Source organism: Pseudomonas sp. Irchel 3A5 (genome assembly GCF_900187575.1).
Classification (GTDB): Bacteria; Pseudomonadota; Gammaproteobacteria; order Pseudomonadales; family Pseudomonadaceae; genus Aquipseudomonas; species Aquipseudomonas folii.
On sequence record NZ_FYDU01000022.1, the window covers coordinates 1 to 25,317 of the forward strand.

Consider the following 25,317-nt stretch of genomic DNA (forward strand, 5'->3'; position numbering starts at 1 on the left):
AGCATTGGAACCACCTGATCCCATCCCGAACTCAGTAGTGAAACGATGTATCGCCGATGGTAGTGTGGGGTTTCCCCATGTGAGAGTAGGTCATCGTCAAGATTAAATTCCAGAACCCCTGATCGCTCACGCGTTCAGGGGTTTTGTTTTAGTAGAAGCCATAGAATTTCGCCGATGCGTTACTTCAGTAACGGATCAGCTACAGAATTTCTTGACGACCATAGAACATTGGAACCACCTGATCCCATCCCGAACTCAGCAGTGAAACGATGTATCGCCGATGGTAGTGTGGGGTTTCCCCATGTGAGAGTAGGTCATCGTCAAGATTAATTTCCGAAACCCCCGATCGCTAACGCGATCGGGGGTTTTGTCTTTTAGGCCTGCCAAAAGCAGCCTTAGCAGTCGAATAGCTTACGTACGTTCTTCATGGCGTCGTCAGCAAAGGCCTGAAGGAATGCCTCGAAGTCAGTCAAGGTTTCAGGCCCTCCACTGGCGGGCTCGCCGATGATTGTCCAGGTAGCAACGCATTGAGCGGGTCCTTTCTCTTCAACGTTCATGGCAGCCCACAAGTTGCCAATGTTGAGACTGGTATAGATCAGCGACCAGGTCATGCTCATCTCTTCGTTGTTACGAGAATTGAGCTGCTCAATGACGATGTTTCCATCCTTGAAAAGCTTCTTGCGTACTGAGCGTATGCCTGTGCCGTAAACCTCACACGCTTCCAATGCAGGGATGAAAACCGGGAAGCCCGAAAAGTTACCCACGATGCTCCAAACGCTTTGAGCATCACTGGCCACTTCAACCGAGGACACCACACGCTGTCCTTCAGGGTTTCTGATCAAGGTATCGGGTTCTAGCTGTTTAGTAAGTGTCATGTCGTTCTCCTGAGTTTTGGGGAGTCAAATGAAGGCAATTTCTTTCAGGTACAGGCAGCCCCTGCGGAGTAGTGCCGGGTCTTTGCGGGGATAGCGCTCGCCCATCTGCTCTACGCCTGCCTTGGCATTGCTGAACTCGATCATCGAGATATCGCCAATGTCTTCCTCGAAGCCGCTCAGATAAAAACCCAGCACCCCGAATAACGCGTTCTGGCTATCGACACGGCCGAGCTGGGCTTGCCACTGCGGGATGCTGACCATCTGGAAATCGCGGCCCGCCTCGCGAAACGAATCGACGTAGTCGGCCCATGTCAGTGGTTCAGGGTTATGCAGATTGAACACGGCCTGTCCGGCTTGATAACGGCTTGCGTGAAAACCCACGAAGCGCGCCAGGAAGTCCACGGGCATCAGATCGAAGTTCATGACTAACTGTGGAACCTGTCCCAACTGCAGTGACCCCTTCAACATCAGCAGCAAGCGGTTTTTTTGGGGTTGGCAGACGCCGCTGATACTGTTGAAGCCGATGTTTCCAGGGCGATAGATGTTTACCTGTACGCCCTCGTTAACCGCGTGCTGCAGAATGCGTTCCGCGACCCATTTCGAGAGGTTGTAACCGTTCTTGATGTAAATGGGCGGGGTCGCTGCGGCAGGCTGCTCCAGAACTCGCCCCTGATCGTCGACGGTGCTGCACGCCGACAGCGTGGAGATGAAATTGAAGATCTTCTTGCTGCGTCCTTCACACAAACGCAGGCATTCGAAGATAGGGGCAACATTGTCGCGAGCCAGTGTTTCGTAATCCTGCACATGGTTTACGTTGGCTGCGTTGTGTATGAGCGCCCCAAAGTCTCGATCCAGGCGCTCATAAACCGTATTACTCAGGCCAAGCTGTGGCTGGCTGACATCTGCTGGGTAGACGGTTACCCGACTCAGGTCCAGATGCTCAAGCCGATTTTCCCGCAGCGCCTCCATAAAGCGCTGCTGCGCACTTTGCCCGGTAGACTCACGCACGAGGCAGGCAACCTCGCTCGCCCCCCATGCGACCAATGCTTCAACGATGTGCACCCCAAGAAAACCATTGGCTCCGGTGACGATCACTTTACGAACATCACCTGATTGGCTGACCGGCAACACTAGCAACTCAAACGCTTTATCCGCATCGCTCAGCGCCTGCTTGCTGACAGTGCCCGCAGTTGCGTTATGACATTGGAGCAGGCCAGCCAGGGTTAGCAGTGTTGGAGCTTCGATGAAGCGATTGATCGGGACGCTATGACCAAAACGTTCGCGAATGCCTAACAACAATCGGGACAGCAGTATCGAATGCCCGCCGAGGTTGAAAAAGCTTTCATCGGTGGAAATCTCCGTGCTCTGTATACCCAGCAACTCTGCCCAAAGGTCGAGCAACTGCTCTTCCAGCTCCGTCTCCGGTAGGCGCCGTTGTTGCGGGTCAGCCTGCGGAACGGGCATCTCAAGCAGAGCTTTACGATCCACTTTGCCGTTACTGGCGTACGGCATGTTCGGCAGTAATGTGTAGGCTGTTGGCCGCATATAACTCGGCAACGCCGTTTCGACATGCTTGCGTAAACGGGTGACCAGCGTAGACGTATCGTGATCCGCCGCCGGAGTAACAAAGGCCAGGATCTGTCGCCGGTCATTAATGACCACTGCGACTTGGCGACACCAACGGCTGTCGCGCAAACAGTGTTCTATCTCTTCTGGCTCGACGCGAAAGCCTCGGATCTTCACCTGATTGTCGAGCCGACCGCAGAGCTCGATACCCTGTTCGGTCCATTTGCCGATATCACCCGTGCGGTATGCGCGCACCTGCTCGCCCGTTGGTAGTGATAGCAGCACATAGCGCTCAGCGGTCAGCGTTGGGTTAGCGATATAACCCAGGCACACACCCGGGCCAACGATGTAAAGCTCACCCTGGGTGTGGTCCGGGACCGGCTGCAATTGCTCGTCCAGGATCAGCACCTTGCTGTTGGCAATGGGGCGTCCTAAATGACGATTGCTGCTGTCGGGCCGAAACTGGCCCGCAGTAATTAGCACCGTGGCTTCAGTTGGACCGTAGAGATTGTGGAAGGAGCAGGTCGCAGCCAGGCGATTGATAACCTCTGGCTCGCAGACATCCCCACCGGTCATCACGTATTCAATGCCTGATGGCATGTCTGTTGGCAGAACGCTCAGCAATGCAGGAGGCAGAAAGGCGTGACTGATACCCCGCTGAATCAGCCCCAGCAATTGCAGTGGATCGCGTCGTTGATCTTCAGTGGCTACCACTAATTCGCCACCACAGAGCAAAGTCGGAAATATATCGATGACCGACGAATCAAAGCTCAGTGTCGAAAACTGCAACACTCGACTCTGCCGTGACAGCCTGACGTAATCGATGTACCACGCCGTGAAGTGACTGAGATTACCCTGACTCAGCAACACACCTTTGGGTTTCCCGGTAGTGCCAGACGTATAAAGCGCCATGCACGGCGCATTGATTTCTGCGGGCCCACTCACCGGAAGCTGAGTGGTGCTGCCGATCTCGATACCGCTGATGTCCAGCGCGGAAAACTCGGCAGTTGCCAGCGGGTGCGAGCCGTCGTGCAGCAGGACAATGGCGTCCGCGTTTTCCAGAATGTACTGCTGACGTGTCAGAGGCTGTTCCGGATCAAGGGGCAGATAAACGGCTCCGCAGCCCAGAATCGCCAATATCCCGGCAAACAACGCAGGTGACTTGGCCATACAAATACCAATCACCGGCGTTGTATCGAGCTGTTCGGCGAGCATCGGCAGCAGCAATTTCTGAATCGCAACGCTGTGAGCGTGCAACTCACGGTAGCTGATGTGCTGATCGCCGAAGGTTAGTGCAGTACGCTCGGCATGCTCTCGCAGGCTTTGCTCCAGACGGTCGATGAGCGACGTTTCTGCCAGTCTTGAAAGGTGCGGTTGGGCCGTCTGATTGAAACGGTGCTCGAAGAGCAGTTGATCAACCCTGAGCAGCGTGTGCTGATTTTCGCATTGGGGTGGTTCGACAGTCGCTGCCGAGTTTAAATACGTTGAGTCCCGGGACAGGCGACTGACCTGTAATGAGGCCATGTCGACCAGCAAGGTCAGCGCTGCATCCCGCAGCATTCGACCATTACCTGAGTGTTCAATACGTAGCCACTGGCGAGCGATCAGGCGCTGGGCGGCAACCGATCCACACCAGCACAGCAGCTCCAGGCGCACCAGGCCGGTTTCTGCATCCGGGCTGGTCCCGACGCGTAACGCCAAATGGTCACCCCGGAAAACCTGACCGACAGATACAGGTAACTCCAGGCTACCGTCATCTATCAGCAAAGACGCCGTATGAGCGATGCAGACGTCCAGCTCCGGCGCAGCCTTCAGGTGGTCAACGAGATGACCCTGGCTTCGCAGCTCCTGAGTCAATTCACTCAGGGTCAGGCTTTGGCCGATGAGCACAATCTCAAGACGTCTCATTGCAGTGCTCCCGGTACCGGCAGGTAATCTGTCAGCGCGGTTCTGACGCAATGTGAGTCGAGCATCGAGCTGATTTTGAAGAAGCGCAGGATATTGCCAACCAGTGGGTGATGGCTGTTGATCGGAAAGCTCAGAGCGACGACATCTTCCTTGAGGGCCTGCTTGATGGCGGGCACGACGTTCAGGTTTTCGATCAGGTTGAAATCAAAGCTCTTCTGAATGTCGTTAGTCAGGTACTGCGCAATAAACACCGGCAGGATGCGCGCGATACACTCGCGATCCTCCTGTGCTGCGCTTTGCCAATAAATACACACCAACCGCGCCCAGAACCCGGAGTGCCTGCCTTCATCCAGCAGATGGTCAGCCATCAGCCCTTTGATGGATTGTTTGACCGAATCGTCCTTGGCGAAGGCAGCCACATCATTCGTTACCGTGTTTTCCGCGATGGCTACGCAGATCAGTTCTACAGCACTCTGCAAGTGCTCCGGGGCCAGCTTGACTGCAGCAGGGATAGCGCGACTCAGTTCGATCTCTTGCGGCAAAGCGATAGGCTCGATGCCCGTCATCGCGATGGTTTGCTGCATGAAATCCATGGCCACCAGCGCGTGGTAATCCTCATCAATCACGACAGTCATCGCGTCATAGCGGCAAGCGAACGGGAAGGGGATGGCGAAGCGGTTCTTGGCGATGCTGCGGGCGGTCTTGTCGACGATTTCCGTTTCGAAAATCACCACATCGTTGATGAACTTGTAGAGGGTCTGCACCAGCACGTAATCACGCAGTTGCGCGCATTCATGGGTGAAGGTATCGCTCAGCACCAAAGGTTGACGGCTGAGTGGGTAGATCAGCTTTTCATCGTTTTCGAGCATGCGCCTTGGGCGCGTACGAATCGTAGCGCGACCTTCCCAGGCATCGACGAACGACAGATAGTCTTCGGCTTTCATGATGGGCTTCCTTGTCTGCTCAGATCAGAGAAGGGGCAGATGTGCATGCTGATTCGCAGCCTGTCCCAGAGCGCGATGCGGCTCTCGATGGCTGCAATGGCGGCCTGATACACCTCAAGCTGCCGTTGCTCATCGCCTGCTATCAGGCGCGCCAGAAATGCTTCGGCTGCCGGCCCGTGATCCTCGGAGTCGACCTCGATATGGCGTTCCAGGTAATAACGAAAGGTGGGTGCTTGCTCGACGGTGATGCCCCTGTCATCGAGGATGCTCTGAAACATCTGTGGGATGACGCTTTCGCGACCATGCAGAAAGGCCGCTGCGACGCTGTGCGCCGGTGCATGCAGCGCCACTTCAAGGGTGTGGCTGACAAACTTGCAGGCGGCTTCGCTTGCTTCCACGTGCTGCAAGGCCGTCGCGTAGTGCATGCCCTTTTTCTGTAGTTCGACAAAGCGCTCGACCTGCAGGGTGTTTGCTCCGACTTCACGCATGGCGTCCAGATACAGCTCGAAGTGGCTGTAATGTCCGTGCTCCGGTCTGTCGTCGGACTCTTCACCCAGCACGATTTCATTGATCAGTCGTGCGGCTTTTGCATCACCGGGCGGCAGCCAGGGCAATTGCGTGCAGGTCAACTCCTGTTGCAGGCGCTTGGTCAGTGACATGAAGTCCCATACGGCGAAAACATGGGTTTCCATGAAGCGCCTGAGCACTTCAATTGAGTTGATTTCGGAAAATATCGGGTGTTGACCCAGTTCCGATTTCAAGCGGGTTAGTTGCAGTTCCTGTTGGTACATGACGATCCCTCGAATTAATAACATCAGGCGGTAATGCTCTGGTGTATCAGTGTGTGGCTAACCGTATTAGTGCGTGTGGGTGAAGGCGTTAATAACGATTTATGAAGCGTGAACAGAGTTCGCTTACGTGCATCTCGCGATGGTGCGCCCGCTTGTTCCGGCGCTTGTAAGCGCTTGCGCTGGAAAAGGGCATCTGCACATCGCTCGGTTTTCAGCAGGTATGTCCGACGCTTCGTATAAAACTTAGAACATGAATAAGTTTAAGGGCAAATATTATTTTAATTATTTGTGTGGTGAATAACTTGGGCGCGAGCGGGTACTTATAAAACGTTTGAATAAGTTTTATAAGCGCGAAAGCAACCCTTTCGACTCACTAGAGCCAAAATTAATAATAATGAGCGCGTGCTCCGCTCAGCGTTGCTTGAGTTGCAATGATTCAACTTATTTAATAGTGATGGGCGTTATTGGCGTGAGCCTTCAATAATGCTGCGCCCAGCGGCAGAACTCCTTTCCCGGTGACTGTTTTCATGCCCGTCACTTCTTGGGCGATCAACCAGAATCAGGTGGTGCTGCGCTGGCCCGCCCGACCGTGGTCATGGCGAGTTTGACTCATTCGGCTGGGAGGCTGGTCCTGCAGGGATAGGACAAACAGCGATAAGGAACGCGAGGAACGGCTGAAAATGCAGTAAGCCTTCAGACAGGCAAACGCGACCAAGCATCTGCAATGCTCAATCACGCGTGAAAGAAGGGAGAGGGTCTAACTGGTGCGGTTTTTCGCTTTGCGTGCTGGCAATGGCTGAGCATTTGCCTGGCTACGTAAATACTGAGTGACAGCTTTCACACCTCGGTTGAGGTGCAGTTGCAGGGCCTGCACGGCTTCTTCGACATTTCTGTCCTGGGCAAGGTTGAGTAATTCCCAGTGGTCATCCTGTGCCAGCTTGCCCAGACCCATGGCTTCGAGATTGAAGCGCAGAAAGCGCTCTTCTTCATTCAAGCCTTGCTCGACCACTTTCATCAGCCGCTTATTGGAAGCTTTGGCGTAAAGCGCCATATGAAACATACGGTTAAGCCTGCCTATCTCGGCATAGTCGGTTACGACTTCAAGCTCTTCAATACAACGTCGCGCCAAGGCCAGGTCGTCGGCATCGAGCAGCGGGATCGATAGGCGAATAGCCTCGGACTCAAGCAGAATCCGCAGCGCATATGCGTCAACTGCGTCTTCGCCAATCAACGGGGCCACGACGCCACCTTTGTGTAGCTCAACGGTCAGCAATGACTGGGCTTCCAACTGACGAAGTGCTTCGCGCACAGGCATGCGGCTCACGCCAAACAACGTTGCAAGCTCCTGCTGACGCAGTGCGGTCCCGGCCGGTAAACGCCCGTCCAGAATAGCGCTGCGCAGTTTTTCCTCGATCACGGCCCTGGCTAAATGCGCAGGCGGATGTTCATCGCCTATGATCGCGCGCAATAGGCTTTCTCTAGCGGTGTTGGGCATCGAGGCTTATCTTCATGAGTGCTGTTATTGGATCCAATTGACCCTAGGTCCTGCTCTATAGGTTGTCAAACCGCCAGCACGTAAGTCAGCGATCCATGGTCATGACTGCCGTTCCTTTGCGGGCGCTCATGAAGCATAGCGTGCCGCCAGCCATCGTTAGTGCGGCCAGGACATAAAACATCGTCGCGGGCGGTGTGTTGATCAGCAGATAGCCGCAAATCACCGGGCTCAGTGCGCCGCCGAAGGCAGCGAGGTTCTGCGCGCCGTAATAGCTGCCGCGCAAGGCCTCGGGCGCTATTGTATCGACGAATAAATATTCGGCGGGGTATATGATCATTTCCCCGAGCGTAAAAATGAACATCGCGATGCACCACGTCAGCATGCTGTTCGAGAAACTGAAACCGATCAGGCCAAACACGAACAGTCCGATGCCGACACAAATCCACCCGGCGAGCCTTTCACGCTTTAGCCAGCGGCCGATCTGATATTGCAGAAGGATCACGGTGACGGCATTGCAGGCCAATATGGCAGACAGAATGTGCAGCGCATCTTTCTGCGCATGAGTTACCAGCAGAAACTGTGACAGGTAAAGCGTGAACCTTCCGTGAACGATGGTGCTGAGCAGGCTGCCGCAGGTGAACAGAATCAGTGTGCGGTCGCTTTTCAGAATACGGAGCGTGTTGATGAAGTTCTGGGGTTTAACGTTGTCGGCAGGCGTTACTGGCGCGATTCCCACCATCAGAAACACGCTACCCAACGCAATTGCCCCGGCAATCAGAAACGGCGCGAGGGGGAGGTATCCGGCGATGAGTACCCCCAGCATCGGCCCGGTCGCATAGCCGATATTGGTCAGGGTGTAGCGCAACGAGAACACCTTGGCGCGCAGGCCGATGGGCAGGTTTTCGCTGATGATCGCTTTGGAACCGATGAGAAACAGCGCTGACGCGGCTTCGGTGATCACCAATGTCAGGGTGGTCAGGTAAACGTTGTGGGCAAAGGTCAGCAAGGTGAAACCGATGGCGCTTGAAAGCATTGCCACGATCAGCAGCCGGCGTTTGTCCAGACGGTCGATGATGTACCCGCCATAGAGCCCAAGCAGCGTGGCGAGAAAGACCGCGATGCCCATCAGCAACCCGACATCTTGCTGGTTCAGCCCTAGTCGATTACTCAGGAACAACGTCAGCAAAGGGCTGGTGATCGCACGGCTGACAACGATGGTCAGTGAGCAGATCAGCAGGCGACGGATGACAAGGGAATACGTGGCCACGCGGTGTTTACGTCCTGAAGGAATAATGCCCGGCAAGCTTATAGTCAAAGCAGGCTGGCGTCAGTGTCGGCGACTATCATGCTCGTGGAACCGGCTTTAGCCGGGAAAACGATATTTGCTGAAGACTCATTTTCAGCGTCTGTCCCGGCCTCTTCCCGGCTACAGCCGGTGCCACGACATCGCACATGATTTGTGAGAGTTCTATGTTGGCCTGCAAGCGATGTACACCAGATCAAGGCCAATCTGTGGGAGCCGAGCTTGCTCGCGATAAGGCTAGCGCGGTAGGCAGATATACCGCGCTATCGTTTATCGCGAGCAAGCCCGGCTCCCACAGGAGGGTGACCATCTTGAGGTTCCTTAACCCTTCATCCCCGGTAATCCCCAGTTCTGCAAGGGGAAGTCAGCCAGCGACTTCAGGATCAGGTCTGCATGCTCATACTGCTCCAGCGGCATGTGCGAATCGGGTACCGCAACGGCGTACATGCCGGCAGCCTTGGCGGCAGTCACACCGAATGGCGAGTCTTCGAACACCAGGCAATCAGCAGGCGCGATGCCCAGGCGGCGAGCGGCGACCAGGAAAATGTCCGGCGCAGGTTTGGCTGCGCCGACTTCCGGATCGTCTGCCGTCACCACCGTCTCGAACAGTTCGAACCAGGCGCGGTGCATCTGGATTTTGGCTTTGAAATAGTGGACCGATGAGCTGGTGCCCACGGCGATGGGAATATTGTTAGCCGCAAGATGCCGCACCAAGGCCTCAGCCCCGTGCATTGCGGGCGCTTTCGGGAAACGCTCATCCAGCATCGGCGCGCGAATTTCAAGGAACTCATCCACTGAAAGTGGCAGTTCCAGCGCCTCGATCACATAACTCGCGAAGTCCTGCGCGCCGCGGCCAATCGTGTGCTGCTTGACGGCCCAGTCAAATGTGCGGCCATACCGGCTGGCGATCAGATGCGTGACTTCGGTGTAGACCCCTTCGGTGTCCAGCAACAAGCCGTCCATGTCGAAAATCACGGCCTTGATGGGGCCTCGCTCACTTTGCTGTTCAGTCATCGTCTCGGATCCTGTTATTTCAAACCGGGCCTCAGCCTAACGTCTGGAGCAAGACGATTGCTACCCCACAACTGAATGAAGGCAGTTTGCAACCAAACGGCCGAATCGCTGCCCAACAGCGGTAGAAAAGGATCATTCGTACACACAAAAGAGCGACAACGCTGGGCCACTAGAAGGGCACGATGATAATCTCTCGCCACTTTTCGCCCTTGCGTTGTGCTGCTTTGGTTGGCCTGGAATCAGGCTGCCGAAAAACCGGCAGAGGGTTCAGGGAAGAATTTTTCCAATTACTAGAAACGGATCTCTTCGAGTCAAAACATGAATAAATCAGTAGGCATCGCAGCTGGCGTTATCGTTGTCGTCGGGGCGCTGGCCACCGCCGGAGCATGGTACACGGGCACCCGAATCGAAGGTGTACTGCGTGATTCGATCGAGCAGGGCAACCAGGAACTGGTGAAATCCCTCAAAGGTTCCGGCAGTGCTATCACGCTGGAAATGCTGTCGATTGATCGGCACCTGTTTAGCAGCACAGCGCACTACCGTGTACGCATTCACGACGAGAGCCTCACCACTGAGGATAAAAACGCCGAGTTCCTGTTCGTCGACAACATCGAACACGGCCCACTGCCTTTTTCTCGTTTGAAGAGCTTCAAGCTGCTGCCTGTCATGGCGCAGAGCAACTTCGAAATGGAACAAAGCCCCAGTGCTGCCAAGTGGTTTGCCATGAGCAAGGGCGTGAGTCCGGTTACCGGCCACGCCAGCATCGGCTATGACCGCTCTACCAGTGGCGCGCTGCTGTTGGCGCCGCTTGAGTTGAAAGACACGGACGGTACGTTCACCTTCTCGGGTCTGCGACTGGATACTGAAGCCAGCGCTGATGCCGAAAAAATCAAAGTGCTTGGCAAGATGGATGATTTCCAGCTGAACGTCACCTCGCCAGAAGGTGAGGATGTCGCGCTGGTTGCCAAAGGGCTAACCCTGGACATGGGGGGCACCAAAGGCAAATCCGGCTTCTATCTGGGCCATAACACTTTGAAAGTCGATAGCTTCGTGGGGCAGATTGCGGGGCTGGCACCTGTCGCGGTCAAAGACTTGACCGGTACCAGTCTGATTCAGGAAGAGGGCGGTACTCTTGCTGGGCAGGCGAGCTACAACCTCGGCATGATCAGCTACGACGGCAAGGACGTGGGCGCTTTGCAGTCGGCGTTCAAGTTCAGCAACTTTGACGTCGCCGCCTCAAAAGCGTTGTACGATTTTTATCAAACTAAAATCATGCCGCAGCAACAGGCCGCTTACGCTGCCGGTGAGCTGTATTTCCTGCAACTCAGCCCGGAGGACCAGCAGTTGATGGATGCGCAACTCATCAAACTGCTAGCCGCCAAGCCACACGTCGAGCTTGAAAGGCTTGCCGTCAAAACGGCTAATGGTGAAAGTCATCTGCGTGTTGCTGTGGATTTGACCGACACCGGTACCGAACAGCCATCGCCTGAGCGTTTCCGCAACGCCATCGCTCAGATGGACGCGCGACTGGTTCTGTCCAAACCGATGATCGGCGACTTGGCGGCCCTGCAAGCAAATCTCGCCGGGCAAACCGATCCAGCTGCAATTGCTGAACAGGCCAAAGCCGCTGGCGATATGGTGGGTGCTATGGCAGTCATGATGCAAGTGGCCAAGGTCGATGGCGATAACATCGTCTCAAACATGCAGTACGCCAATAACATCGTCGATTTCAACGGCCAGAAGATGCCCCCGGCTCAATTTATGGCTCTTATCATGGGCAAGGTCATGGGGATGGATATAGCACAGCCTCTTGGCGAGTAAGCATTTTGTAGGAGTTGGCTTGCCGCTTCGCTAGCAAGTCAGCCCCTACAGGTATTAGCGCAATGTCGTGGGACCGGCTTCAGCCGGGAAAAGGCCTGTACAGTCACTGAAAATGTGTCTTCAGAGATATCGCTTTCCCGGCTAAAGCCGGTCCCACGTCTGCTTGCAGGTGAACATGGAATCTCCTGCACAGGCCACTCTTCGTGGCACCGCTACTGCGTCAGTCCCACCAATGTATCCGCCAGCTTGCGGGTACGCTGCGATGTTCCTGCGGTCATCTCGCTTGAGCCTTCCAGCTCGGCCAGTAAACCGTTCAGCGTTCCCACTTCTGAAGATTGCTGTTCGATGTGCTGCGCTACCTTGCGGATCTCGTCGGCGAGCCGATCAATGTCGGTGCCTATCTCGCTGGCATTCTGCGACGTCTTTTGCGCCAGTTGACGAACTTCGTCGGCGACTACCGCAAAGCCTCGTCCCATTTCCCCTGCTCGTGCAGCCTCGATAGCCGCGTTGAGTGCCAGCAGATTGGTTTGCCCTGCGATTTGCTGAATCACCTGCACAATCGACTGAATCTTCAGGCTCGATTTAGCCAGTTCGCGCGAGCTAAGCACCACTTCGTCAGCCTGGCTCGTGAGGTTCTTGACCGTGTGACTGGCTCTGTCCATGGCCTTTTCCTGAGTGGAAATGGTCTGGCCCAGTTCGTCCATTGATACATGCAGCTCGCCGGAGTAGTGCCGCAGCTGGGTCGAGATTTCCTCCTGGTCGTGATGCGCCTTGACCAGCACTTCACCCAGATCGCTCAAGCCGTTGAACACTGGCTGTATGTGTTCATCCAGGCCATTGGCATCAATCGCACTTTTGAAATTGCGAACCTTGAACTGGTCGATCTGCTTGACGACCACCTGGCTCAAGCCCGCAAGCTTCTTGATTTGTCGACGCAGGAAAAACGCCTTGAACTCGCCGTAGTAGGCAATGAAGTTATCAATGTAATCGTCGCGAAAGACCTGATTGTCCGCGACCCGAAAGAAGAACACGGCGGTCAGTGTCTGGTTGAGGTTCAAGCCGAGAATTTCCCCAAAGGTGGAGAAACCCACCACAGGGGTATCGCCAAACACACCATTCATGCGGCTCAACTCGTTGCCGTTATTCAAGCGTCGCAGGATGCAGTCGCTGAGCAGGCCCACCAAGGGCTTCCCTGATTTGCCCTGCAGAAAACGGTCAAAGTCCTTGCGCGTGGCATCCACCATGGAGGTACGCCGAACCATGACCAACTCTTCGCCTGGCGCAACGTCACAGAACAGGTGCACTCGCTCGTTTGTATAGTCGATTTGCGCGATTGAACGAACGAACAGCTCTTCGCCCACGCGTATGGCGAATGAGTACTGGGCAAGCTGAGCTTCCAGTTGGCCCGGTTCGCATTTCAGGATTTCGCACAGCGCCGACACCATGCTGGTGATCTGTCCGCTGGAGGTCACCACCTGGCTGATGTAACGCTCTTCCAGCGAGGCCGTCAGTACGCTCATGCTGAACGGCGTCGGCTCAAAGTTCTGGCTTTTGAATACCCCGAAACGCACGTTTCTGGCGCTTTTGAGAAACACCACCTGGGCGTGATTCACATAACTGCGCTTGCCGTCATGAATGACCGTTTTCTTGAAGTCGCCTTTACCGCCTGCGGAGCCGCCGACGAACAGACACGGAAAGCGGCCTGATTCATACAGCGCTTCCATGAAGAACGATTCAGAGGCTGATAACCCGTCAAAGGTGGCGTACGCGAGCGTGTCGCGGTGGTCGATAGGCGTATTGATCGTCGTGCGCTTGATTGAGTCCGTCAGCCGTGCAATACGCTCGCGCATCGACATGCGCTTGCCAGGCGAGCGGATGTCTTCGCTGTGCAGGGGGATGTGCACGATTTCGGCTGACTGAATAACACTTGAGTCAAACAACGCCAGCACTACGCGATCCCACTGATCACCGGTTGCGCAATACAGCGCGTCATTCTTTGACGACAACTCGCCAGAGGTGGTGCACAAGCTGATGGCTGTGTTGGGAAAGCGCGCGCTGATGCTACGGGCAATTTGATCAATATCGATGTGTGGTGAAACGAATCCCGTCAGGTAAACAGGCTCGAAACTCACGGATGCAAGTTGTTCACTCAGGCTTCTGGCCGAAGTGATCAGGTTTAGAACACCGCCGGATCTGGCAGATGTGCCCCGGAGTCGAGAAAAAAAGCTCATGGCAGAACACTCAAGATTTAAAGGACAAAGTCTGGTCACGGGACATCGGCGCTGTATCGATTCAGCGTAGGGTTGTAATCATTGTTTTTTTGCATCGACACACGTGGGTACGTCATCGGTCTGACTGCCGATTCCAGGCAGAAACAGACATGGCGTTTTGCCTTAACGTTACCGAGGAAACGATAGCTTGCTTCGGGGGTTCTGCTGATTTACCCGACGAACCTCACCTGCTGGCAGACAAGGTTCGTGATGAGGGCTCTAGACTGGTGGTTGGCGGGGAATGTCGACCGGCGTCTCGTGCACATCGATCTCCGGTCGTACATTGCGCGACGAAATTTCCGTGCGCAGTTGTGGCAGGCTTTGGGGATATTGCTTGGCGATGAACGCAATCAAGCGTTCGCGCATGTGGCAGCGCGCATCCCAACTGCGTGACGAGTCGGCTGAACTCAACAGCACCCGCAGTTGCATGGCCTTGGCGTTGGTGTCGGCGACTTGCAGCACGCAAACACGGCCGTCCCACAAGTGCGGGATGTCTTCACAGATGCGCTGCACTTCCGCACGCAACTCTTCGACCGGCAGTGAGTAGTCCACCCAGACAAATACTGAACCGATCAGGCTTGAAGTGGCGCGGGTCCAGTTCTGGAACGGCTTTTCGATGAAGTACTGCAGCGGCACCACCATGCGCCGCTCATCCCAGATTTTGATGACCACGTAAGTGCCGCTGATTTCCTCCACGCGACCCCATTCACCTTCGACAATCACCACGTCGTCGAGGCGAATCGGCTGAGAAATGGCGATTTGCAGACCTGCAATCAAATTACCCAGCACCGGCTTGGCCGCAAAACCTGCCGCCAGACCGGCCAGGCCTGCCGATGCCAGCAGGCTGGTGCCAATCTTGGCCACGGGTGGGAAGCTCATGAGAATCAGACCGGTGCCGAACAGCAACACCAGCGCATTCAAGCAACGCACCAGCACCCGAACCTGAGTCTGTATTCGCCGCGCATGAAGGTTGTCTTCGATATCCAGCGGATTACGGATCGCGACCGTGTCGCCCACGGCTTTGACGCACCGGAGCACCAACCAGGTAAAACCGGCGGTGACCAACAGCCCGTTGACGTGACGCACAGTGCCGATCAGCACCAGATCGTCAGGTGCCGAGGTCCAGACTGTTTGCAAGGCCAGTAACGGCAGCAACCATAAGGTTGGACTGGCGGCGCGGTAGACCAGTTGTTGTGGCAGCACGAATGAGTTGGCGACACGGCGCATAACACTGAGCGCAATCCAGCGGATCAGCAACGCCAGTAACACCGCAACGCACGCGGCGATCAGGGTCTTCAGCCAAGGCAGAGGCACTGCCTCCAGCCAGCTCTGGGGCAACAAGTATTCCATCGACGGTATCCCGATCAGATATGACTTTGAGCCGAGCGGACCCTCTCGGATTCGGCCCGTCGGCCTCGATGGCGATAGTTGCCTGAAAAGTGTGAACCCCGCAAAGGCGCAAATGTTCCCCTGCGGTCGAATGGCTCTAGTTCAGCTCCTGGGTTATAGCACCCGAGCTAGAGACGTCGTGGTGTGACAGACGACTTTTTGACCGGCAACAAAAAACCCGCCGAAGCGGGTTTTCTTCAAGACCATTCCAACATCCTGTCGGTAAGCCCTCCGGGCCATGGTCGATCATCCTTGATCCTGTGCGCGTCCTGCGCATCAGTCGTTGGATCCAATCTTACTCAGGAACCCGCAGGCGCAATAGGGCGAATTGCCTCCTCTTCGTGTAAGCCTTTCGCTATAGATGCTAGTCGTTCTCATTAAGCCTGGGTTGAATGACTGCAATCTGAGGCGATATCGAGAGTTTGCGTAATATTTAGCAACAAACCTCCGGCTGAGCCTTGAGTCAGGGCGTAGCCACGTGAACAATGCGATACCTAATCATTACGCTGAGATCCACTGATGTCCATGCGTTCCCGTTTTCTGGCCTGGTTGATGCTGCCGTTGTTGGCGTTATGCAGTTCCAGCCTGTTGGCCGACACCGCCGATGGCGCAGCGCAAGCCCTGCATTTGCTTGATTACATTGGCGCGGACTACCCGTCGACGGTGGCGGAAAGCAAGGTGGTTGCAGAAGACGAATACCAGAAGCAGGTAGATGCACTGGGGGTTTTGCAGGGGCTGGTCGCAGCGCTGCCTGCGCGAGCAGAACGCGCCGAACTTGAAAAGGGCGTGTCCAGTCTCTCCGAAGCTGTGGCCAAAAAGCAGGATGGTGCTCTGATCACCCGTCAGGCTCGCCAATTGGGCGCGCGGTTGGCGGTGGCGTATGAAGTGAGTCAGGCACCGGTGATCACGCCGGACCCGACGCGGGGTGCGCCGCTGTACGCCCAGCATTGCTCGGTGTGCCATGGCGACGCTGGCGCGGGGGATGGCCCGGCCGGTATTGGTCTGGAGCCGCCGCCTTCGAATCTGCGCGACGCGGCCCGTCTGGATCGACTCAGCCTTTATGACCTTTATAACGCTGTAGGTCTGGGAATTTCCGGAACTGACATGCCGGCGTTCGCCGATCAACTGGATGACCGCCAGCGTTGGGATATCGCCACTTATATCGCGAGCTTCAGTGCGCAGCCGGTGGCAATACCCTTCAAAACTTACAACCTCGCGGACCTGGCGCGGCAAACCCCGCTGGAAGTCAGCGCCGCCGAGGGTGAACAGGCTGTTGCGACGTTCCGCGCTCAACGCGCCCAGCCTCCTCAGGTCCAGCGCGGCCCTGCGCAGTTGCTCGATTACACCAGCCAGACGCTGGATAAAAGCCTGGCGGCGTATCGTGCGGGCGATCACGAGCAGGCTTACGACTTGTCCGTCGCGGCCTACCTGGAAGGCTTTGAGCTGGTTGAAAGTTCGCTGGATAACGTCGACGCCAATGTTCGCAAAGACACCGAAAAGGCGTTGATGGCTTACCGTCAGTCCTTGCAGGACGGTTTGCCGCTGGAGCAGGCCGCACAGAAACTGGATTTCGCCAAAGCCAAACTTAAAGAGTCGGCGGGCCTGCTGGGCAGTGATGGCTTAAGCACGTCGCTGAGCTACATTTCTGGTCTGCTGATTCTGCTGCGTGAAGGCCTTGAGGCCATTCTGGTACTGGCGGCGATCCTTGCGTTCCTGCGTAACACGGGGCAGGAGTCAGCGGTCCGTAGCGTGAACATCGGCTGGGCGCTGGCATTGTTGGCGGGGCTTGGGACCTGGGCGCTGGCAGCGTACGTGATCGACGTCAGCGGCGCGCAACGGGAATTGCTTGAGGGCGCGACGGCGTTGTTTGCCAGTGTGATGGTCTTGTGGCTGGGTGTCTGGATGCACGACCGTCGTCATGCGGCAGCCTGGCAGGACTACATCAAGAGCAGCCTGGTGGGCGGCGGTGGTCGTTTCGGGTTCGCGATCCTGGCGTTCTTCTCGGTTTATCGCGAGTTGTTCGAAGTCATCCTGTTTTACGAAACCCTTTGGCTACAGGCTGGCCCGGCCGGGCACAACGCTGTTTTGGCGGGTGGCGCCACGGCATTGGTGTTGCTGATCGGTTTGGCTTGGATCATCCTGCGCGGCTCGGCCAAACTACCGTTGACTTTGTTCTTCGGTATCAACGCAGCACTGTTGTGTGCATTGTCGGTGGTGTTTGCCGGGCATGGCGTAAAAGCCCTGCAAGAAGCCGGCATTTTTGGAACGCGCCCTGTGCCGTTCTTCGAGTTCGACTGGCTGGGTATTCATGCCGACGCATACTCCCTGAGTGCGCAGTTGATAGCCTTGCTGGCGATTGCAGTGCTGTATGGTCGCAGCTGGTTGGCGGAGAAGCGCAGGGCGCAGACCGTGTAAGTTGCGAATTCCCGGTAGGAGCGAACTTGTTCGCGAGTCGTTGGCACAGACGATAGATAGCGTCTACCAGCCGAGGCGCTTCGCGAACAAGTTCGCTCCTACCCAGACTGTGAGTCACTAGAAAGGACACCTCCCATGCGCGTCTGGATCGATGCCGACGCTTGCCCCAAGGCAGCAAAAGAGCAGGTCATCAAGTTCGCGCTCAAGCGTCAATTCGAGGTGGTGCTGGTTGCCGGGCAGAGTCAGATCAAGCCCACGTACACCCTGGTCAAACTGATCGTCGTGCCCAGCGGCCCTGACGCTGCGGACGACTATCTGGTTGAACATGCCGTACCCGGCGAGTTGGTGATTTGCAGCGATGTGCCGCTCGCTGATCGTCTGGTCAAGAAGGGCGTCGCTGCGCTGGATCCCCGTGGCAAAGAGTTCGACACACAAAACATGGGCGACCGGCTCGCCGTGCGCAACCTGTTCACTGACCTGCGCGACCAAGGGCAGATGGGCGGCGGTCAGCCGCCTTATGGCGATCGCGAAAAACAGGCTTTCGCCAATTCCCTGGACCGTATTCTTACGCGGCTTACTCGCTAAGCATCCCGCTAGGCGTCGCAGCCTAAAACGGTGCGTTCGCGCCTCAGAATGAATCACTCTGCACAGTCTGATCCTGCATAGTCAGCTTAAAGTGTGCAGAGTGAACATCGCTCGATATTGCCTCTGCCCACTTTTCTCCACTTCGCAACGTTGTCCGGAAACGGCCTGGTTATTGCTCTTGCACCAGCCTGCCGTTGAGTCCGAACCCCAACCTTGTCGATGTGGAGAAAAACGATATGAGTTCACCCAGCGAATTTCCCTTGAGCGAAGCCCCGCGTGAAGGACGCAAGGGGCTGCTGTCGATTTCCATGGTGTTGTTCAGTTTCACTTTCTTCACCGGCACCATGTTTGCGGGCGGCAAGCTGGGCATGGCGTTCAACTTCACCGACATGCTGTGGATCGCCGCCATCGGCAACAGCCTGTTGGCAATTTATGCCGCAGCGCTGGCCTTCATCGCCTCGCGCAGCGGTCTGAACACTGTATTGATGGGGCGCTTCTGTTTTGGCGAAGCGGGCAGCCGGCTGTCCGATGTGCTGCTCGGTTTCGCCGAGCTGGGCTGGTACGCGTGGGGCACCGCGACGGTGGCCATCGTGTTGGTGAAAATGCTCGGTCTGGCCGAAGGCTTCACCTCGCCATTGATGATCTTGTTCGGTCTGGGCTTCAGCATCACGGCAATCATCGGCTACAAAGGGCTGGACGTACTGTCGCGTGTGTCGGTGCCGCTCATGTTCGTGCTGCTGGTCATCTCCATGTACATCGCCACCCGTGATATTGGCGGCTTCCAGGGCTTGGCGGCAGTCATCCCTCACGAGACCATGACGCTTTCAGCCGCCATCACCATGGTCTTCGGGACGTTCGCCAGTGGCGCAACTCAGGCCACCAACTGGACACGTCTGTCACGCAGCGGACGCGTGGCCGTGACCGCCAGCGTCGTTGCCTTTCTGTTGGGCAACGGTTTGATGGTCGTCGCTGGCGCGTGGTGTGCGATGGTTTATCAGCAGGCCGATATCGTAGAAGTGATGATGCTTCAGGGCCTGTCGTTCGCCGCAGTGGTCATGCTTTGTCTGAACCTGTGGACCATTCAGGGGCCGACCATCTACAACGTTTCGGCGGCGGCCTGCCACCTGTTGCGCAGCGAGCGGCGCCGGACCATGACGTTGATTGCTGCGGCGCTCGGTATCGTGCTGGCCATCGGTGGCATGTACGAGATGCTGATTCCCTTTCTGGTGCTGCTGGGTTCGATCATCCCGCCGATTGGCGGCGTGATCATGGCGGACTTCTGGTACCGCCATCACGGCAAATACCCGGCGTTGGCCAGCGTTACGCTGCCACGCTACAACCTGCTCGGTCTGTCGGCTTATGCCGTTGGTGCGGCATTGGCGTACTTCTCGCCCTGGATTGCGCCGTTGGTGGGCATTGCTGCTTCGGCCATCTGCTACATCGTGCTGCTTGAGGTGACCGGCAAGCGCAGCATGGTCGCTGGCGTACAGGAGGAGCTTTGAGCCTGACCGTTGAAGAAATTCTCCAGCTCCCGGGGCTTGAGGAAATGGTCGTACGTGCAGGTTCAGCCAACCTGCATCGTAGCGTGCGCTGGTCGTACGTTGCCGAGAACGAAGGTATTGCCGACTGGATCATGGGCGGCGAGCTGGTTTTCATCACCGGCATCAATTGCCTGCGCGATGAGGCCAATCTCCTGCGCATGGTGCAGGAGGGCGATGCCAGCGGTATTGCCGGGCTGGTGATTCTGACCGGGGATGCCTACATCCAGCAGATCCCTGAGTCCGTGATCATGCTGGCGGAGCAATGCGGTTTGCCGCTGATCGAACAACCGTATCTATTGAAGATGGTCATCGTTACCCACCTGATCGGCACGGCGTTGGTGCAAATGGCGCAGACCAAGCGTTCGCGCCACGACATCCTCGGCCAGTTACTCAGCGGTGATTACCCAAGCCTGAGCATCGCCCGACAAAGGGCCGCGCATTTGCGCCTGCCGCTGGAGGTGCCCCGGCGTCTGGTTGCGCTGCGCCTGTCGGCGGTGAGCGTGTTGTTCGACAGCCATGCCCCGGAGGCTGCGGAACGGTTGCTGCAACAAACCCGGCAGGCAGTGCTCGACCATCTCGACGCCTGGAATCGAGCTTTGCCGGACGCTTTGCCGGTCATCGTCCAGGGCGACTTGTTCATTTTGCTGTTGCCCAGGCTTGAAGCGATTCGCAGTGAGCTGGAGCGGCTGTATCGCGAGCTCGCGTCGGTGCTGGGCGGCATGGCGTTGTTCATGGGGCTGGCCAATCCAGTCGACGACTGCGGGCAATACCGTCAGGCGCTGAATGAGGCTCGCCAGGCGCTGGATGTTGCCGAACACTTGCGACCCGCCAGCGGCCTTTGCGATTTCAGCGAACTGGGTGTGTTACGGCTGCTGCAGGCGGTTACTGATCGCTCGATCATCGACAGCTTCGTCAAACAGATCCTCGGTCCGCTGATCGAGACCAACCGCAAGCAGCCCCACAGCCTGATCGAAACACTGGACGCCTTGCTCCAGGAAAACGGCAACGGACTTAGGGCCGCCCAGCGCCTTGGCATCCATCGCAACACCCTCAACCAACGTATTCAGCGTATCGAGCAGCTCAGCGGGCAAGCCCTCGACGACGCTAATTTTCGAATGAACGCTTCGGTTGCGCTGCTGGTATGGCGCATGTCCGAGGCTCAGCGACAGGAATAGTCATGAACATCATCAATGCCACGTTGCGTAAAACCCAGGGGCTGCACACCATCACCTGGGAAAACGGCTGCATCACAGCCATCACCGCTCAGGCAGAAAGCGTGCTGCCTGCGTCAAATGACATCGACGCCTGCGGCCAGCTAGTCATTGCGCCATTGGTGGAGCCGCACATTCACCTGGACGCAACGCTGACCGCCGGTGAGCCTGAGTGGAACATGAGCGGGACCCTGTTCGAAGGCATAGAGCGCTGGGGTCAACGCAAGGAAACCATTACCCACGAAGACACCAAGCAACGCGCCCACACCACCATCCGCATGTTGGCCGAGCATGGCATCCAGCATGTTCGAACCCATATCGATGTCACCGACCCGACGTTGGGCGCACTCAAGGCAATGCTTGAAGTGCGTGAAGAAGCCCGCCATCTGATTGATCTGCAGATCGTTGCCTTTCCTCAGGAGGGCATCGAATCCTACGAGAGTGGGCGTGAATTGATGACCCGTGCCGTGGAAATGGGAGCCGATGTGGTGGGCGGTATCCCGCATTTCGAAAACACCCGCGAGCAGGGCGTCAGCTCTATCAGGTTCCTGATGGATCTGGCTGAGCGAACCGGTTGTCTGGTGGACGTGCATTGCGACGAAACCGATGACCCCAACTCACGCTTTCTCGAAGTGCTGGCTGAAGAAGCACGGGTACGTGGCATGGGCAGCCGAGTAACGGCCAGCCACACCACGGCGATGGGTTCTTATGACAATGCGTATTGCTCGAAGCTGTTCCGGCTACTGAAAAGGTCGGGCATCAACTTCGTTTCCTGCCCGACCGAGAGTATTCACCTGCAAGGTCGTTTCGACACGTACCCCAAGCGCCGCGGCCTGACCCGCGTCGCAGAGCTGGACCGTGCCGGGATGAACGTGTGCTTTGGTCAGGATTCGATCAAGGACCCGTGGTATCCACTGGGCAATGGCAACATCCTGCGCATACTGGATGCCGGTTTGCACATCTGCCACATGATGGGCTTCGAGGATTTGGCACGCAGTCTGGATCTGGTTACTGACAACAGCGCCAGAACTCTTAATCTGGGCGAGCGTTATGGCATTGCGGTGGGCCGTCCGGCGAACCTGGTGATCCTGGATGCCGAAAGTGATTACGAAGCGGTGCGCCGTCAGGCCAAGGCGCGAGTGTCGATCAGAGGCGGGAAAGTGCTGATGACGCGTGTGCCGGAGCGAGTGGAGTTTAGTTAGGCCCTATCGCGAACACTGTTTTGTAGGAGCTGCCGAAGGCTGCGAATAGCGGAGTGTCATCATTACTGTTTCGCAGCCTTCGGCAGCTCCTACAAAGGAGTAGTCCAAACTTATTATTCGTGCGTCAACTCCAGCACCCGGTCCACCAGCTTGTTGATCCCGGCGGCCGCCTCGCCGATGGTTTTAGCAACCATATAGGCAGGCGTACTGACCAGTTTGCGGGCTTTGTCTTCTACGATATCGGTCACTTCGCACTCTTGGTGTTCACCCTTCATCAGCGTGATGGCCTGTGCGGTTTCAGCATCGTTGCCGATGGTGCAGGTCACGCCCGGTCCGTAGATTTTGGCCGCCAGCGCAGGACTGATGCAGATCAGCCCGACCGGCTTGCCCGCTTCAGCGAATGCTTCGGCCAATGCCAGGACCTCAGCCTGTACCTTGCAGTCAGCGCCGGCGGTGGCAAAGTCAGAAAGGTTCTTGGCAGCGCCGAATCCGCCAGGGATGATCAGTGCATCGAACTCTGTGACGTCTGCTTCGCGGATGTCCTCGATGGCACCGCGGGCGATACGCGCCGACTCCACCAGCACATTGCGAGTCTCCGGCATTTCTTCGCCGGTCAGGTGGTTGACCACATGGTGCTGCGTGATGTTGGGCGCAAAGCATTGCACCGCTGCGCCGCGTTGATCAAGGCGCAGCAGCGTCAGCACGCTTTCATGAATTTCTGCGCCGTCATAGACACCACAGCCGGACAAAATCACGGCGACTTTCTTTTGCATGATCATTCTCCCTATCGAGCGCAGCGGTCCGCTCAAGACTTTTACCTGATCTTGGGACAAGCGTCTGGGGCGGGGATTCAATCCAATGCACTGCGTCCTGAAACTAAGCAGAAAACGATTTACTTGTAGGAGCTGCCGAAGGCTGCGATGGCGGTGTGTCAGGCTGAATGCTTTCGCAGCCTTCGGCAGCTACAGAAAAGCATTCCAAGTCAGGTAGCTGTATTTTTTATAGAAGGTGGGGCATGAGGAGGGGACTTGCTGACGAGCGCAATGCCGGGGCATTGCGCTCGTGGTGGACTTAGCGGTCGCCGTGTTTCTTGCTTTCGGCGGGCACTTCAACGGTGACTTCAGCCGGCACGTGGTTCACGACACCAGCGTCGGCTTCTGCGGCTGCTGCCATGGAAGCAGCTGCGGCTTCTTCTCTGGCAATACGCGCGTTCTTGAAACGACGACGCAGCCAAAGGGCCAACCCGAGCACCAGCAATGTGCCGAGTACCCACAGCTCATACTTCTTGATATTGCCCAGCATGCCTTCGAGCACTGCGCCGAAATGATAAGCCGCATACCCGAGCGCCGTGGCCCAGACAGCCGCGCCGATACCGTTAAGGATCAGGTAACGCAGTGGCGGGTAGCCCGACAGGCCGATGGCCACTGGCATGACGGTACGCAGCCCGTAAACAAAACGAAAGCTCAATACCCAGAGGTCCGGGTGCCTGCGTATATGCGCCAGCGCCTTGTCGCCCATGAGCTGCCATCGCGGTTTGCGCGCCAGGATTTTGCGGCCGTGCCTGCGCCCCATGTAGTACCAGAGCTGGTCGCCTGCATAGCTTCCGAAGAACGCCACGACCACGACCAGTTTGATGTCCATGTATTCACGGAACGCCAGAAATCCAGCGAGAACCAGAATGGTCTCGCCTTCAAAGAAGGTGCCGATGAAGAGGGCGAAGTAGCCAAATTCGTGCAAGAAATTCTGGAGCATTGTCTGGATGCTGGCGAAATGAACGCGCAGCCTAACTCGGCCAAGGCATTCAGGAAAGTGTGTAAATGTGTCTCGACGTTAATCTTTCCTACAAGGACAATGGCAAACACCTCAACTGCGGCCCCGAGTCGCATGCTGGCCCACGACTGTCACACATTAGTCATAATGGCCGCTTATAACTGTCACGCTTGCCCGTGTACGCGGGCTCAGGAGTCTCGCCGTGAGCTTTACCCCCGCCAATCGCCTCTTTCCTCTAACCCGCCTGCGTCGCAATCGTCGCGATGATTTCTCTCGTCGTCTGGTCCGTGAAAACGTTTTGACTGTCGATGACCTGATTCTTCCCGTATTTGTACTCGATGGTGAAAACCGTCGTGAAGAAGTGGCTTCGATGCCTGGCGTGGAGCGCCTGAGTATCGATCTGCTGCTGGAAGAGGCGCAGAAGTGGGTCGCACTGGGCATTCCAGCGCTGGCGTTGTTCCCTGTGACGCCGGTCGAGAAGAAAACCCTGGATGGCGCCGAAGCCTGGAATCCGGACGGTATTGCCCAGCGCGCCACCCGAGCGCTGCGTGACCGCTTCCCGGAGCTGGGCGTCATCACTGACGTGGCACTGGATCCGTTCACGACCCACGGTCAGGACGGGATTCTCGACGAAGAAGGCTACGTGCAGAACGACATCACTGTCGACGCGCTGGTCAAGCAAGCGTTGTCCCATGCCGATGCAGGTGCGCAGGTTGTAGCGCCTTCCGACATGATGGACGGTCGAATTCAGGCCATTCGCGAAGCACTGGAACTGGCCGGGCACGTCAACGTGCGGATCATGGCTTACTCTGCCAAGTATGCCAGCGCCTATTACGGGCCATTCCGCGATGCGGTCGGCTCAGCATTGAATCTGGGCAAGGCCAACAAGGCGTCTTACCAAATGGATCCGGCCAACAGCGATGAAGCGCTGCATGAAGTGGCCGCGGATCTGGCTGAAGGCGCGGACATGGTCATGGTCAAACCGGGCATGCCTTATCTGGACATCCTTCATCGGGTCAAGGATGAGTTCAAAGTGCCGACATTTGTTTATCAGGTCAGCGGCGAGTACGCGATGCACATGGCCGCCATCCAGAATGGCTGGCTGAGTGAAGGCGTTATTCTTGAATCGCTCACCGCTTTCAAACGCGCAGGGGCTGACGGCATCCTCACTTATTTCGCCGTCCGCGCTGCAGAATTGTTAAAAGGGCAATAGCCGT

The 25,317-nt window shown here is 56.7% G+C and carries 18 protein-coding genes and 2 rRNA genes; 9 read left to right on the forward strand and 11 right to left on the reverse strand.

Annotation, left to right across the window (positions count from 1 at the left end):
• Together rrf (CKW31_RS27320) and rrf (CKW31_RS27325) are read left to right on the forward strand one after the other, a co-directional pair.
• Window positions 1–102: ribosomal RNA gene (gene rrf / locus CKW31_RS27320) — 5S ribosomal RNA — on the forward strand; the annotation flags it as partial.
• A 108-nt stretch (window positions 103–210) separates the two neighbouring features.
• Window positions 211–326 (forward strand): 5S ribosomal RNA (gene rrf / locus CKW31_RS27325).
• Between the two features lie 69 nt (window positions 327–395).
• Here the strand turns inward: rrf (CKW31_RS27325) and CKW31_RS27330 are convergent.
• The 7 genes from CKW31_RS27330 to CKW31_RS27360 all read right to left on the reverse strand — a co-directional run bounded on the left by CKW31_RS27330 (window position 396) and on the right by CKW31_RS27360 (window position 9,896).
• Window positions 396–875: an SRPBCC family protein gene (locus tag CKW31_RS27330; protein ID WP_095101930.1), complete on the reverse strand. Its 480-nt coding sequence runs from the start codon at window positions 873–875 to the stop codon at window positions 396–398.
• A 24-nt stretch (window positions 876–899) separates the two neighbouring features.
• A complete protein-coding gene (locus CKW31_RS27335; protein WP_095101932.1) occupies window positions 900–4,349 on the reverse strand; it encodes a non-ribosomal peptide synthetase in 3,450 nt (1,149 codons plus the stop codon).
• Window positions 4,346–5,293: a diiron oxygenase gene (locus CKW31_RS27340; protein ID WP_095101934.1), complete on the reverse strand. Its 948-nt coding sequence runs from the start codon at window positions 5,291–5,293 to the stop codon at window positions 4,346–4,348. Before CKW31_RS27340 ends, CKW31_RS27335 begins: the two co-directional genes overlap by 4 nt.
• On the reverse strand, window positions 5,290–6,084 hold the full coding sequence (locus CKW31_RS27345; protein WP_095101936.1) for a DUF3050 domain-containing protein: 795 nt from the start codon (window positions 6,082–6,084) through the stop codon (window positions 5,290–5,292). The genes CKW31_RS27340 and CKW31_RS27345 overlap by 4 nt, the downstream gene beginning before the upstream one ends.
• A 757-nt stretch (window positions 6,085–6,841) precedes the next feature.
• Window positions 6,842–7,579, reverse strand: a complete 738-nt coding sequence (locus CKW31_RS27350; protein WP_095101938.1) for a GntR family transcriptional regulator — start codon at window positions 7,577–7,579, stop codon at window positions 6,842–6,844.
• Window positions 7,580–7,664: 85 nt separating this feature from the next.
• Window positions 7,665–8,846 (reverse strand): MFS transporter, encoded by a 1,182-nt coding sequence (locus tag CKW31_RS27355; protein WP_095101940.1) that lies wholly within the window; start codon window positions 8,844–8,846, stop codon window positions 7,665–7,667.
• Between the two features lie 357 nt (window positions 8,847–9,203).
• Entirely contained in the window at window positions 9,204–9,896 is a 693-nt protein-coding gene (locus tag CKW31_RS27360; RefSeq protein WP_095101942.1) for an HAD-IA family hydrolase, read from the reverse strand.
• A 318-nt stretch (window positions 9,897–10,214) separates the two neighbouring features.
• Between CKW31_RS27360 and CKW31_RS27365 the strand changes: the two genes are divergently transcribed.
• Window positions 10,215–11,717, forward strand: a complete 1,503-nt coding sequence (locus tag CKW31_RS27365; protein WP_095101944.1) for a YdgA family protein — start codon at window positions 10,215–10,217, stop codon at window positions 11,715–11,717.
• 212 nt (window positions 11,718–11,929) lie between these two features.
• Here the strand turns inward: CKW31_RS27365 and CKW31_RS27370 are convergent, their stop codons facing one another.
• Window positions 11,930–13,948: a methyl-accepting chemotaxis protein gene (locus tag CKW31_RS27370; RefSeq protein ID WP_095101946.1), complete on the reverse strand. Its 2,019-nt coding sequence runs from the start codon at window positions 13,946–13,948 to the stop codon at window positions 11,930–11,932.
• Between the two features lie 258 nt (window positions 13,949–14,206).
• Complete coding sequence (locus CKW31_RS27375) at window positions 14,207–15,337, reverse strand: mechanosensitive ion channel family protein (RefSeq protein WP_095101948.1); 1,131 nt, start codon at window positions 15,335–15,337, stop codon at window positions 14,207–14,209.
• Window positions 15,338–15,895: 558 nt separating this feature from the next.
• On the opposite strand from CKW31_RS27375, the gene CKW31_RS27380 reads away from it, so the two are divergent.
• The 5 genes from CKW31_RS27380 to codA all read left to right on the forward strand — a co-directional run bounded on the left by CKW31_RS27380 (window position 15,896) and on the right by codA (window position 22,330).
• Entirely contained in the window at window positions 15,896–17,791 is a 1,896-nt protein-coding gene (locus CKW31_RS27380; RefSeq protein WP_095101950.1) for a cytochrome c/FTR1 family iron permease, read from the forward strand.
• Between the two features lie 135 nt (window positions 17,792–17,926).
• Window positions 17,927–18,376 carry a YaiI/YqxD family protein gene (locus CKW31_RS27385; RefSeq protein WP_027902767.1) on the forward strand — a complete coding sequence of 150 codons (450 nt, stop codon included), beginning with the start codon at window positions 17,927–17,929 and terminating at the stop codon, window positions 18,374–18,376.
• 236 nt (window positions 18,377–18,612) lie between these two features.
• On the forward strand, window positions 18,613–19,878 hold the full coding sequence (gene codB, locus CKW31_RS27390) for a cytosine permease (protein ID WP_095101952.1): 1,266 nt from the start codon (window positions 18,613–18,615) through the stop codon (window positions 19,876–19,878).
• Window positions 19,875–21,092, forward strand: coding sequence for a PucR family transcriptional regulator (locus tag CKW31_RS27395; RefSeq protein WP_095101954.1), 1,218 nt, complete (start codon window positions 19,875–19,877; stop codon window positions 21,090–21,092). Before codB ends, CKW31_RS27395 begins: the two co-directional genes overlap by 4 nt.
• Window positions 21,093–21,094: 2 nt before the next feature.
• Window positions 21,095–22,330 (forward strand): cytosine deaminase, encoded by a 1,236-nt coding sequence (codA, locus tag CKW31_RS27400; RefSeq protein ID WP_095101956.1) that lies wholly within the window; start codon window positions 21,095–21,097, stop codon window positions 22,328–22,330.
• 113 nt (window positions 22,331–22,443) lie between these two features.
• Here codA and elbB read toward each other — a convergent pair whose 3' ends face one another.
• Both elbB and CKW31_RS27410 read right to left on the reverse strand, forming a co-directional pair.
• Entirely contained in the window at window positions 22,444–23,103 is a 660-nt protein-coding gene (gene elbB, locus CKW31_RS27405; RefSeq protein WP_095101958.1) for an isoprenoid biosynthesis glyoxalase ElbB, read from the reverse strand.
• Between the two features lie 298 nt (window positions 23,104–23,401).
• Complete coding sequence (locus CKW31_RS27410) at window positions 23,402–24,082, reverse strand: DedA family protein (protein ID WP_095101960.1); 681 nt, start codon at window positions 24,080–24,082, stop codon at window positions 23,402–23,404.
• Between the two features lie 220 nt (window positions 24,083–24,302).
• Here CKW31_RS27410 and hemB point away from each other — a divergent pair, with 220 nt between their 5' ends.
• On the forward strand, window positions 24,303–25,313 hold the full coding sequence (gene hemB, locus CKW31_RS27415; protein ID WP_095101962.1) for a porphobilinogen synthase: 1,011 nt from the start codon (window positions 24,303–24,305) through the stop codon (window positions 25,311–25,313).
• Window positions 25,314–25,317: the final 4 nt, after the last annotated feature.